Below are 11561 nucleotides of genomic sequence, written 5' to 3'. Positions count from 1 at the left end.
CGATCTCCCATCCGTCTTCCGTTCGGTTCAGGCCGCTTTGAAGGCATGCAAGCGGTTCATCGCTTTGATCATGTTTTCTTTCATCAGAATTTCGGTACAGCTCACGGCTTCGTCAATGGCATTGTCGATCAGCGTTTGTTCGCTGGCCGGCGGTTTGCCCAGCACAAAACCGGTCACTTTGCTTTTATCGCCCGGATGGCCGATGCCGATGCGCAAACGGTGGAAATTCGGGTTATTGCCCAATTTGCTGATGATGTCTTTCAGCCCGTTGTGGCCACCGTGGCCACCGCCCTGTTTCAGTTTGGCGACCCCCGGTAATAAATCCAGCTCGTCGTGGGCAACCAGAATTTCATCGGGCGGGATGCGGTAGAAGGTTGCCATTGCCGCAACCGCTTTACCGCTCAGGTTCATAAAGGTCGTCGGCACCAGCAAACGCACATCCTGTCCGGATAAGCTCAGACGGGCCGTGTAACCGAAAAATTTGCTTTCTTCTTTCAGCGGTTGGCGATAAGTCTCAGCCAGACGGTCCACAAACCAGGCGCCCGCGTTATGGCGGGTGGCGGCATACTCCGCACCGGGGTTAGCCAGGCCGACGATTAATTTAATGCTGCTCACGGTATATTCCAGATTACGTGCTTAAACTTACGCAGAGTAGAGTGATAATGAGTACGCTAGTTTACACGCGGCGTGAGGGATAGCCAAATCCCGGTGTTATAGGTAAAAACCGTATTATTTGGTTTTGTGATTATTTTTTGTCTATTTATTTTATTCACTTAAACGTAAAAAATATTAATCATTCTTTCTATCTGTGATCCTCTCCGCAATCATTCAAGCCGGTTATTGGCTATAATTACATCAATAATAAGAAAACAGACGGTAATTAGGACTCAGACTCATCTACAGAATTAATCTGGAGGTGTCAGATGAAACGTAAGAGTGCGGCAACGTTAGGTAATGTGCTCATGGGGATTGGTATGGTTCTGATGATTGGCGGTATCGCTTACTCGATAGCCAGCCAATTTCCAAAACTGAATATCCCTGAATATATGACATACATTGACCTGGTGAGTATTTTTTCTGGTGCAATATTATGGTTGGTGGGGGCGCGCGTCAGTGGGCGTGAAGCAGTGACCGATCGCTACTGGTGGGTTAAAAATTTCGATAAACGTTGCCGTCGTCATCGTCCATCGTAATGCTTTGTTGAATTAAGTCACATTTGATTGAATATTCTGACCGCGTTGGCGTCGCGATTTTTATCGGGCACCCGCGCGGTTTTTTGTATCTGAACAGCCAGCTTATTTAAGCGACGAGGTAAGGAAAAACCAATCAAGATACAAATCAGGGTGCTGGAATGCCGGAAATAGAAAAGCCACCTTGTTCAGGTGGCTTCATCACTGTTAGCAAACCGTTGTCTGCGCAGAAACGATTAATGTTCGAACATTGCAGAAATAGATTCTTCGTTGCTGATGCGGCGAATCGCTTCGGCCAACATGCCTGACAGCGTCAACGTCCGCACATTTGGCAGTAAGCGAATGTTTTCCGCCAGCGGGATAGTATCGCAGACAATCACTTCATCAATGACAGAGTTTTTGATGTTCTCGTAAGCATTGCCTGAGAAGATCGGATGTGTCGCATAAGCGAATACGCGCTTCGCGCCACGCTCTTTCAGCGCTTCCGCCGCCTTACACAACGTACCGCCGGTGTCGATCATGTCGTCGACCAACACGCAGTCGCGCCCCGCGACGTCACCGATGATATGCATTACCTGAGACACGTTGGCACGCGGACGGCGTTTGTCGATGATGGCCATGTCGGTGTCGTTCAGCAATTTAGCGATTGCGCGGGCGCGCACAACGCCACCGATATCGGGAGAAACCACAATCGGGTTTTCCAGATTCTGTTGCAGCATATCTTCCAACAGGATCGGGCTGCCAAACACGTTATCAACCGGTACATCGAAGAATCCCTGAATCTGCTCAGCGTGTAAATCCACCGTCAGCACGCGGTCAACGCCCACGCTGGACAGGAAGTCAGCAACGACTTTCGCGGTGATCGGCACACGAGCGGAGCGCACGCGGCGATCCTGACGAGCATAGCCAAAGTAGGGGATAACCGCGGTGATACGTCCCGCAGAGGCGCGACGCAGAGCATCAACCATGACGACCAGTTCCATCAGGTTGTCATTGGTGGGTGCACAGGTGGACTGGATGATGAAAATATCACCACCGCGTACATTTTCATTGATTTGCACGCTGACTTCGCCATCGCTAAAACGACCGACAGCGGCGTCGCCAAGGCTGGTGTACAAACGGTTGGCAATACGTTGTGCTAGTTCCGGGATGGCGTTACCAGCAAAAAGCTTCATATCAGGCACGAGAAGAACCTCAGGCTTGCGTCCAGAGAAATATTGACCTGCTAAAAAACCAGGAACAGGGAACAGCAGGCACAATATGCAAACGGGTGTATGAATTAAGTTTGATACAGACTGGCAGCGCGGCAGCCGGCGTGTATCAAAACCTAAAATTGCCCGGAAAGCGTACGGTGCAGCGGAGAGACATTAACGCCTCTCGCCACGAAACCGTTTAACCATTCCGGGGCCTGGTCAAGCACCTGACGAGCGGTGGGCTCGGTGTCAAACTCTGCAAACACACAAGCTCCTGTTCCAGTCAGGCGCGCCGGAGCGTATTCTAGCAGCCATGAAAGTCGCTGTTCAACCTCACGAAAACGTTTTCTTACGATAGCTTCACAATCATTGACGAAGGTTTGGTTTAATAAAGTTTCTAAATCACGGACGGGCGAATTTCGCGTCAATTCCGGATCGCCGAAAATTAACGGGGTAGCGATACTCACGCCGGGGTGGACAACCAGATACCATTTTTCTGGCGGATCCGCCGGCGTCAGCTGTTCGCCAACCCCTTCGGCAAAGGCAGCATGTCCGCGCACGAAAACGGGAACATCCGCACCGAGCTGTAGCCCTAACTCAGCCAGCGTATCCACGCTCAGCCCGCTTTGCCACAAATGATTCAGGGCCACCAGTACGGTGGCCGCATTGGATGAACCGCCGCCCAAACCGCCGCCCATCGGCAGACGTTTCTCAATACCGATATCCGCGCCGAATTGCGCAGGACGAATTCCGTGGCGTGTGCAGTACTGCTGTAGCAAACGCGCGGCGCGGACGATCAGGTTTTGCTCTTCCGCCACGCCGTCTAAGGGCGTAAGCAAATGAATGCGATCGTCGCTGCGAGAGCGGATAGTTAAGGTGTCGCCATAATCCAGAAACTGAAACAGCGTTTGCAGCAGGTGATAGCCATCTTCCCGCCGACCGGTAATGTAAAGGAACAGGTTCAATTTGGCGGGCGCGGGCCACGTCTCAATAACGTCAGGTTTCATGACTTATTTAACCATCCAGTTATTCATTTTCAGCTTAATGCGCTGTTCGCCCTGAACCAGCTCAAGACTGGTCGGGAGCGGGGGCGTTAACTCGGTGTTATAACTCTGATAGTTAACATCCCAGCGTTGATTGCCCTGCCGGTAGGTAATGGTTTTCAGCAGGTAGCGATCGTCCAACGTGAAGTCGCTGGCATCGCCCGGTACGCCGAGGATCCATTGTCGCAGGTTATTCAGCGGAATCGCCATGCCGGTGAGTTGGTGAATCATGTATTCGGCATCTTCACCAACGTAGCGTTTGCCCTGATTGTCGGTAATTTGCACGCCATCTGGCTGAGCACGCAACTCCAGTTCCGTGCTCCCGAGGGGGTTAGTCAGCAGCAGGCGATAACGTTGCGGCGGGGTGTCCTGCCAGAAAAAATTGGCTGATACTCTTTTGCTATCGGAGATATAGGCAAAAGCGCCGCGCGTCTGATATTGGCTGAGTTTCTCCACCTGTTGCTGATGCTGTTGCCACTCCGGCGAGGTGGGACTTTTGCTCGTTTGTGGGGGGGTATGAACGCTACAGGCAGCTAGCAACACACTGGCTAAAGGCAGTAAACGCAGGCATCGGACGGTTTGGGTTGGCATGTCGGTCGTGTCCTGTAAATGAATAAACGTCGTAAAATACGTCACGCTAACGGGCTTACCGCTCAGCGTCAATGATTGTTGTTGGTTAACCGCGTTTGTTGCTTTTTGTCAAAAAGTGTCTGTTTCGCACGAAGGGATCGCGCGCTGTTGCTTTTCTTGCTCTCCTGCATCAAGTAGAATGCGACTCAAACGAAATCCATACTAAGACCGGTATTACTCAGAACAGCCCAATGACCCTGCTTGCGCTTGGTATTAATCACAAAACTGCACCAGTTTCTCTGCGTGAACGCATTGTGTTCTCGCCCGATAAGCTTGGCGTGGCTCTCGATAGTCTGCTACAGCAGCCGCTGGTGCAGGGCGGTGTTGTGCTGTCCACCTGTAATCGCACGGAACTCTATCTCAGCGTTGAAGAGCAGGAAAACCAACGCGAGCAGTTGATTCGCTGGCTATGCGAATACCATCAACTGCGTCCGGAAGAGGTCAACGACAGCCTGTACTGGCATCAGGATAACGCCGCGGTCAGCCATTTGATGCGCGTCGCCAGCGGTCTGGATTCCCTGGTGCTGGGCGAACCACAGATTTTGGGGCAGGTGAAGAAGGCGTTTGCCGAATCGCAGCGCGGTCGTTCCTTATCGAGTGAACTGGAGCGGCTGTTCCAGAAATCCTTTACCGTGGCAAAGCGGGTTCGGACGGAAACGGATATCGGCGCCAGCGCGGTGTCGGTGGCATTTGCCGCCTGTACGCTGGCGCGGCAGATTTTTGAATCACTGGCGGATGTCACGGTGCTGCTGGTCGGCGCAGGCGAAACCATTGAACTGGTTGCGCGTTACCTGCGCGAGCACAAAGTACGAAAAATGGTGATCGCGAACCGTACCCGTGAACGCGCACAGGCACTGGCGGAGGAGGTCGGGGCCGAGGTCATCACGCTGGCTGAGCTGGACGAACAACTCGTTCAGGCGGATATCGTAATTAGCTCAACCGCCAGCACGCTGCCGATTATCGGAAAAGGAATGATGGAACGGACGCTGAAGGCAAGACGAAATCAGCCGATGTTGATGGTGGATATTGCCGTTCCGCGCGATATAGAGCCTGAAGTGGGTAAACTGCCGAACGTTTATCTCTATAGCGTGGATGATCTGCACGCCATTATTCAGCATAATCTCGCGCAGCGCAAAGCGGCGGCGGTGCAGGCTGAATCCATCGTGCAGCAGGAAAGCTCAGATTTCATGGCCTGGCTGCGCGCGCAGTCAGCGGTGGAGACGATTCGCGATTACCGTGCTCAGGCTGACGAACTGCGTGCGGAAATGACGGCCAAGGCGCTGGCCGCCATTCAACAAGGCGGTAATGTCGAAACGGTGATTCAGGAACTGACGCACCGTTTAACCAATCGCCTGATCCACGCGCCGACCAAATCCCTTCAACAAGCTGCCCGTGACGGCGACCAGCATCGGTTACAAATTTTACGTGACAGCCTTGGGCTGGACTAGCATTCATCTCTATTACAGGATTTAACCGCCCGCATGAAGCCTTCTATTGTTGCTAAACTGGAAGCGTTACAAGAACGCCATGAAGAAATCCAGGCGTTACTCGGTGAGCCCAGCGTCATCGCTGATATGGAGCGTTTTCGCACCTTGTCGCGGGAATATGCGCAGCTGACGGATGTCACTCGCTGTTTCCAGCAATGGCAGCAGGCACAGGACGATCGGCAAACCGCAGAAATGATGCTCGACGATCCTGAAATGCGCGATATGGCGCAGGAAGAGCTGAAAGACATCAAAACAGCGCTTGAGACACTGGAGCAGCAGCTTCAGGTCTTGTTGTTGCCGACAGACCCCGATGATGAACGCGGCTGCTTTCTGGAAGTGCGCGCCGGGACGGGCGGGGATGAAGCCGCCATCTTTGCCGGCGATCTTTTCCGTATGTACAGCCGTTACGCCGAATCGCGCCGCTGGCGCGTTGAAGTCATGAGCGCTAACGAAGGCGAACATGGTGGTTACAAAGAAATTATCGCCAAAATTGCCGGGGATGGCGTATACGGTCAACTCAAGTTTGAATCGGGCGGCCATCGCGTTCAGCGTGTACCCGCCACGGAATCGCAAGGGCGAATTCATACGTCGGCCTGTACGGTCGCCGTCATGGCGGAAGTGCCGGAAGCGGAACTGCCGGATATCAACCCTGCGGATTTACGTATCGATACCTTCCGCTCTTCCGGCGCGGGCGGTCAGCACGTTAACACCACCGATTCCGCCATCCGTATTACTCACTTGCCCACCGGTATTGTCGTGGAGTGCCAGGACGAGCGTTCGCAGCATAAAAACAAAGCGAAAGCGCTGTCGGTGTTAGGGGCGCGTATTCGTGCGGCAGAAGTGCAGAAACGTCAGCAGGAAGAAGCGTCAACCCGCCGTAACCTGCTCGGCAGCGGCGATCGCTCTGACCGCATCCGCACCTATAACTTCCCGCAGGGAAGGGTGACCGATCACCGTATTAACCTGACGCTTTACCGGCTGGATGAAGTGATGGAAGGGAAACTGGATGCGCTGATTCAACCGGTCTTACAGGAATATCAGGCCGATCAGCTTGCAGCATTGTCCGAGCAGGAATAATGACGTATCAGGACTGGCTAATCACAGCAACGGCGCGACTGGCGGCGGGAGAAAGCCCGAAACGGGATGCGGAAATTTTGCTGGGTTTTGTGACGGGGAAATCCCGCACGTTCCTGCTGGCGTTTGGTGAAACCGAGCTGAGCGTGGCTGAGCAGCAGTCGTTGGCTGAACTGCTGGCGCGCCGCGAGCAGGGCGAACCCATTGCTTATCTGATTGGTGAACGCGAGTTCTGGTCATTACCACTGTCCGTTTCGCCGGTAACGTTGATCCCACGACCGGACACCGAATGTCTGGTCGAACAAGCCTTATTGCGCTTCCCCCAGGAGCCCTGCGCCGTTTTGGACTTGGGGACCGGAACCGGGGCGGTTGCGCTGGCACTGGCCAATGAACGGCAAGATTGTCACGTGACCGGCATTGATATTCAGTCGGATGCCGTTGCGCTGGCGATAAAAAACGCCCGGCGGTTGGAGATCGACAACGTTCGTTTTCTGGCGGGAAGCTGGTATTCACCGCTCTCACGTCAGCGCTTTTCGCTTATCGTCAGTAATCCCCCTTATATTGATGCTGCGGATGAACATCTGTCACAGGGGGATGTCCGTTTTGAACCAGCCAGCGCGCTCATTGCGGCTGACAACGGTTTGGCGGATTTACGCGCCATTATTAAACTTGCCCCGACTTATCTGGAAGCTGGCGGCTGGCTCTTGCTGGAACATGGCTGGCAACAAGGGGATGCGGTGCGCGAGCTCTTGCAGGCACGAGGATTTACGCAGGTCGAAACCTGCCAGGACTATGGCGGCCATGACCGCGTCTCATTAGGGCGCTGGCGGGATCGTACTCATAATGAGGAGAAAGAGACGTGATAACACTTTATCCAGCCATGATATACCTGCATCTGGCAACGGTTGGCATCAGCATTTCCCTGTTTGTCCTGCGTTTCTTCTGGCTGTGCCGGCAATCGCCTCTGCTACAGCAGCGATGGGTTAAAATTCTGCCGCATATTAACGACACCTTGTTATTAATCAGCGGTATTGGTTTAATCATCCTTAGCCACGTTTATCCGTTTACTTTCGGGAACAGTTGGCTGACGGAAAAACTGTTTGGCGTTATCATTTATATCCTTCTTGGCGCGATCGCTCTGGGGAAACGTCCCCGGCGCTTGAAGACGCGCGCGTTGGCGTTTGTATCTGCTTTAATATGCTTTGGTCTGGTCATGCTGGTTGCACTGACTCAGTCGCCTTTGCTGATGGAATAACTAATGAATGCTATTGCTGATTTTGAATTCAACCAGTCACTGCTTAGTGATGGTGTCGTGTTGGTTTCACAGGCTATTCGCCGCGACTTTTCCGCTCAGGATGTGCGGCAAAATCTGCAACAGCTGGTAGAGAGTGCCCGGGCCGCGATCCCTGACGATCTTGCGCAAGATTGTCAGCTTGAAAAACTGATTGAGCTGTTTTACCACACCTGGGGGTTTGGCGGTGCCAGTGGCGTTTATCGCTTATCTGACGCACTGTGGCTCGATAAGGTCCTTGAGTCCCGTCAGGGGATGCCCGTATCCCTTGGTATCATCTTCCTGCACATTGCCCACGAACTCGGCCTACCGCTGATGCCGGTGATTTTTCCAACCCAGTTGATTTTACGCGCCGACTGGATGGACGAAGAGATGTGGCTTATCAATCCGCTGAATGGCGATACGTTGAGCGAACATGTTCTGGACGTGTGGTTGAAAGGTAATATCGGCCCATCGACCCAGTTGCTGGATGAAGATCTGGACGAAGTCGAAAACGTCCTAATCGTGCGTAAAATGCTGGATACGCTGAAAGTCGCGCTGATGGAAGAAAAACAGATGGAGTTGGCGTTGAGAGCCAGCGAAGCGGTGCTGCAATTTGACCCGGATGATCCGTATGAGATTCGCGACCGTGGTCTGATTTACGCGCAGCTGGATTGCGACCACATCGCGCTGTCCGATCTCAGCTACTTCGTTGAGCAGTGTCCGGAAGACCCGGTGAGTGAGATGATAAAAGTCCAGATTCACTCGATAGAGCAAAAACAGATTGTCTTACATTAAGCAACCGTCTTGCAGTAATGCAGCGTTAATTTATTTCCCGACATGAAGGTAAAAGTATGACGAATAAAGTGGTCAAGATAGGGGATATCCCGGTCGCCAATAATCTGCCTTTTGTACTGTTTGGCGGTATGAATGTTCTTGAATCACGCGATCTGGCAATGCGCATTTGCGAACATTACGTCACGGTCACGCAGAAGTTGGGTATTCCTTACGTGTTCAAAGCGTCATTCGACAAGGCTAACCGTTCCTCCATTCACTCTTACCGCGGTCCGGGGCTGGAAGAGGGAATGAAAATCTTTCAGGAACTGAAGCAAACCTTTGGCGTAAAAATCATTACGGACGTGCATGAGTCACATCAGGCGCAACCCGTCGCCGATGTGGTTGATGTCATTCAACTGCCCGCTTTCCTGGCGCGTCAGACCGATCTGGTGGAAGCGATGGCGAAAACCGGTGCGGTAATTAACGTGAAAAAACCGCAATTCGTCAGCCCGGGGCAGATGGGAAACATCGTCGATAAATTTATCGAAGGCGGCAACGATCAGGTGATTCTGTGCGATCGCGGCAGCAATTTTGGTTATGACAATCTGGTTGTCGATATGCTGGGCTTCAATGTTATGAAGCAGGTATCCCACGGTGCGCCGGTGATTTTTGACGTTACTCACGCCTTGCAGTGTCGCGATCCGTTTGGCGCAGCGTCGGGAGGGCGCCGCGCGCAGGTGACCGAATTGGCGCGTGCCGGTATGGCGGTAGGTTTGGCCGGGCTGTTCATTGAGGCTCACCCCGATCCGGCGAATGCAAAATGTGACGGTCCGTCCGCGCTGCCGCTGGACAAACTGGAACCCTTCCTGCAACAGATTAAAGCGATTGACGATCTGGTGAAAAACTTCCCCGAACTGGACACCAGCCACTAACATCTGTTGACGATCGGTGCATTATAGGTAAGGTGCATTAATGCACCGATCGGTATCCTCAAGCGAAGTGTCTGACACGCGTGGGATAAAAAATAACAAAATGTCACTCTCTGCAAATAAAACACCGCGCTTTTTCCCCCGCCCATGATGCTTTTTTATTGATTTCTAGACAGATTATCCACGTTGCCTGTAGGTGTTAGCCTAAAGCTATTGATGTAATAGGCCCCAGGCTCTCACATCTTCATATTTGCATCAGTAAAGTATCGCGTATTCCGGCGACAGTCCGGAATAACCTTGAGAGTTGAGGCGAGGAACTCCTTAGCTAAATCAGGTTGTAATCGCTAACGCTACAGGGAATGGACTTTAGGTAATAATATGAGGACAGCGTGATGAATTATCTTTCTGTGAGCAGGTTCTTTTCTCCCAAGAAAAGCGCATCATTAGTTTTAATGGCGCTTTTTGCCTCTTCAGCTAGCGTTGCCGATACGCTTACGCGCGATAACGGCGCGCCGGTCGGCGATAATCAAAATTCACAAACGGCCGGTGAGGGCGGTCCTGTGCTATTGCAGGATGTACAACTCCTGCAAAAGCTCCAACGGTTTGATCGTGAACGCATCCCGGAGCGCGTTGTTCACGCGCGCGGGACCGGCGCCTATGGCGAGTTCACCTCAACGGCCGATATCTCTGACTTGACGATTGCTCAGGTCTTCAAAAAAGGAAGCAAAACGCCCGTTTTTGTTCGCTTCTCCAGCGTCGTTCATGGCAACCATTCACCAGAAACGTTGCGTGACCCGCGCGGGTTCGCGACCAAATTCTATACGTCACAAGGAAATTGGGATCTGGTCGGCAATAACTTCCCGACTTTCTTTATCCGTGATGCCATTAAGTTCCCCGATATGGTGCATGCCTTTAAGCCCGATCCGCGGACTAATCTGGACGATGAATCGCGTCGTTTCGATTTTTTCTCCCACCTTCCTGAGTCTGTCCGCACGCTGACGCAGCTCTATTCCAACGAAGGAACCCCCGTTTCATACCGCAATATGGATGGTAACAGCGTTCATGCGTATAAATTTGTTAATGACAAGGGTGAAATCCACTACGTGAAATTCCACTGGAAAACTCTGCAAGGTGTCAAAAATTTCGATCCACAGCAGGTGGAGCAGGTGCAGGGGAAAGATTATAGCCATATGACTCAGGATTTAGTGAGTGCGATTAAGCGTGGTGATTTTCCTAAGTGGGATCTCTACATTCAGATACTGAAGCCCGAAGACCTGAAAACATTTGCCTTTGATCCTCTGGATGCGACAAAAATCTGGCCTGATGTACCTGAGCGTAAAATAGGACAGATGGTACTGAATCGGAACCCGGAAAATGTTTTCCAGGAGACCGAACAGGTGGCCATGGCGCCTTCCAATTTGGTGCCGGGCATCGAGCCGTCGGAAGATAAGCTGCTTCAGGGAAGGCTGTTTGCCTACGCGGATACTCAGATGTACCGCATTGGCGCCAATGGCCTGAGCCTGCCAATCAATGCGCCCCGTAATAAGGTCAATAATGGGAATCAGGACGGCAGTCTGAACAGTGGAAAAACAGAGAACAAGGGTGTGAACTACCAACCCAGCCGACTCTATCCACGTGAGGAGCTGGCGTCTGCCCGTTATAGCCATCTGCCGTTACAAGGCACGACAACGCAGAGCAAAATTCAGCGTGAGCAGAATTTTAAGCAAGCCGGCGATCTGTATCGCTCCTATACCGAGAAAGAGAGCACCGACCTGGTCAATAGTCTGGGGGGCGCATTGTCTACGGCGGATAAAGAGAGCCGCGACATTATGCTGTCCTACTTCTACAAGGCCGATGCGGAGTACGGTACGCGTCTGACTGCGGCGAGCAACGCAGATCTCTCCACCGTGAAAAAACTGGCCGAAAAGCTGTCTGATTAACAGCCAGAGTCTGTCCCGCGCCATTCTG

12 protein-coding genes are annotated in these 11561 nt (G+C 52.5%); 8 read left to right on the top strand and 4 right to left on the bottom strand.

The annotated features are described in order from the left end of the window. Nucleotides 1-27: 27 nt before the first annotated feature. Entirely contained in the window at nucleotides 28-615 is a 588-nt protein-coding gene (pth, locus tag EDC54_RS09620) for an aminoacyl-tRNA hydrolase (protein ID WP_132455584.1), read from the bottom strand. A 308-nt stretch (nucleotides 616-923) separates the two neighbouring features. On the opposite strand from pth, the gene ychH reads away from it, so the two are divergent. Beyond that, nucleotides 924-1193 (top strand): stress-induced protein YchH, encoded by a 270-nt coding sequence (gene ychH, locus EDC54_RS09615; protein ID WP_132455582.1) that lies wholly within the window; start codon nucleotides 924-926, stop codon nucleotides 1191-1193. Nucleotides 1194-1426: 233 nt separating this feature from the next. Here the strand turns inward: ychH and prs are convergent, their stop codons facing one another. The 3 genes from prs to lolB all read right to left on the bottom strand — a co-directional run bounded on the left by prs (nucleotide 1427) and on the right by lolB (nucleotide 4017). Further along, nucleotides 1427-2374, bottom strand: coding sequence for a ribose-phosphate diphosphokinase (prs, locus tag EDC54_RS09610; RefSeq protein ID WP_039349007.1), 948 nt, complete (start codon nucleotides 2372-2374; stop codon nucleotides 1427-1429). Nucleotides 2375-2517: 143 nt separating this feature from the next. Further along, nucleotides 2518-3390 (bottom strand): 4-(cytidine 5'-diphospho)-2-C-methyl-D-erythritol kinase, encoded by an 873-nt coding sequence (gene ispE, locus EDC54_RS09605; RefSeq protein WP_132455580.1) that lies wholly within the window; start codon nucleotides 3388-3390, stop codon nucleotides 2518-2520. 3 nt (nucleotides 3391-3393) lie between these two features. Further along, the gene (lolB, locus tag EDC54_RS09600; protein WP_132455578.1) at nucleotides 3394-4017 is read right to left on the bottom strand and encodes a lipoprotein insertase outer membrane protein LolB; all 624 of its coding nucleotides are present in this window, start codon (nucleotides 4015-4017) and stop codon (nucleotides 3394-3396) included. A 230-nt stretch (nucleotides 4018-4247) separates the two neighbouring features. On the opposite strand from lolB, the gene hemA reads away from it, so the two are divergent. The 7 genes from hemA to EDC54_RS09565 all read left to right on the top strand — a co-directional run bounded on the left by hemA (nucleotide 4248) and on the right by EDC54_RS09565 (nucleotide 11533). After that, on the top strand, nucleotides 4248-5504 hold the full coding sequence (hemA, locus tag EDC54_RS09595) for a glutamyl-tRNA reductase (protein ID WP_132455576.1): 1257 nt from the start codon (nucleotides 4248-4250) through the stop codon (nucleotides 5502-5504). Between the two features lie 33 nt (nucleotides 5505-5537). Next, a complete protein-coding gene (prfA, locus tag EDC54_RS09590) occupies nucleotides 5538-6620 on the top strand; it encodes a peptide chain release factor 1 (RefSeq protein ID WP_132455574.1) in 1083 nt (360 codons plus the stop codon). Further along, complete coding sequence (gene prmC, locus EDC54_RS09585; protein WP_132455572.1) at nucleotides 6620-7480, top strand: peptide chain release factor N(5)-glutamine methyltransferase; 861 nt, start codon at nucleotides 6620-6622, stop codon at nucleotides 7478-7480. The genes prfA and prmC overlap by 1 nt, the downstream gene beginning before the upstream one ends. A gap of 17 nt (nucleotides 7481-7497) precedes the next feature. Further along, the gene (locus tag EDC54_RS09580; protein ID WP_380895481.1) at nucleotides 7498-7872 is read left to right on the top strand and encodes a SirB2 family protein; all 375 of its coding nucleotides are present in this window, start codon (nucleotides 7498-7500) and stop codon (nucleotides 7870-7872) included. Nucleotides 7873-7875: 3 nt separating this feature from the next. Continuing rightward, a complete protein-coding gene (gene sirB1 / locus EDC54_RS09575; protein ID WP_132455568.1) occupies nucleotides 7876-8685 on the top strand; it encodes an invasion regulator SirB1 in 810 nt (269 codons plus the stop codon). Between the two features lie 56 nt (nucleotides 8686-8741). Then, nucleotides 8742-9596 carry a 3-deoxy-8-phosphooctulonate synthase gene (gene kdsA, locus EDC54_RS09570; RefSeq protein ID WP_132455566.1) on the top strand — a complete coding sequence of 285 codons (855 nt, stop codon included), beginning with the start codon at nucleotides 8742-8744 and terminating at the stop codon, nucleotides 9594-9596. Nucleotides 9597-10045: 449 nt separating this feature from the next. Then, nucleotides 10046-11533, top strand: a complete 1488-nt coding sequence (locus EDC54_RS09565; protein ID WP_132455626.1) for a catalase — start codon at nucleotides 10046-10048, stop codon at nucleotides 11531-11533. Nucleotides 11534-11561 lie beyond the last annotated feature (28 nt).

The sequence above is a fragment of the Samsonia erythrinae genome (assembly GCF_004342665.1).
Taxonomy (GTDB): Bacteria; Pseudomonadota; Gammaproteobacteria; order Enterobacterales; family Enterobacteriaceae; genus Samsonia; species Samsonia erythrinae.
Note: the sequence above shows the minus strand (reverse complement) of the source record. Positions and strands in the feature narration are given on the sequence as shown.

Coding starts and splice junctions, on each gene's coding strand:
- EDC54_RS09580 (WP_380895481.1), top strand. CDS start 7,498: ATGATATACCTGCATCTGGCAACGGTTGGCATCAGCATTTCCCTGTTT.
- lolB (WP_132455578.1), bottom strand. CDS start 4,017: ATGCCAACCCAAACCGTCCGATGCCTGCGTTTACTGCCTTTAGCCAGT.
- prmC (WP_132455572.1), top strand. CDS start 6,620: ATGACGTATCAGGACTGGCTAATCACAGCAACGGCGCGACTGGCGGCG.
- ispE (WP_132455580.1), bottom strand. CDS start 3,390: ATGAAACCTGACGTTATTGAGACGTGGCCCGCGCCCGCCAAATTGAAC.
- kdsA (WP_132455566.1), top strand. CDS start 8,742: ATGACGAATAAAGTGGTCAAGATAGGGGATATCCCGGTCGCCAATAAT.
- EDC54_RS09565 (WP_132455626.1), top strand. CDS start 10,046: ATGGCGCTTTTTGCCTCTTCAGCTAGCGTTGCCGATACGCTTACGCGC.
- hemA (WP_132455576.1), top strand. CDS start 4,248: ATGACCCTGCTTGCGCTTGGTATTAATCACAAAACTGCACCAGTTTCT.
- ychH (WP_132455582.1), top strand. CDS start 924: ATGAAACGTAAGAGTGCGGCAACGTTAGGTAATGTGCTCATGGGGATT.
- prfA (WP_132455574.1), top strand. CDS start 5,538: ATGAAGCCTTCTATTGTTGCTAAACTGGAAGCGTTACAAGAACGCCAT.
- sirB1 (WP_132455568.1), top strand. CDS start 7,876: ATGAATGCTATTGCTGATTTTGAATTCAACCAGTCACTGCTTAGTGAT.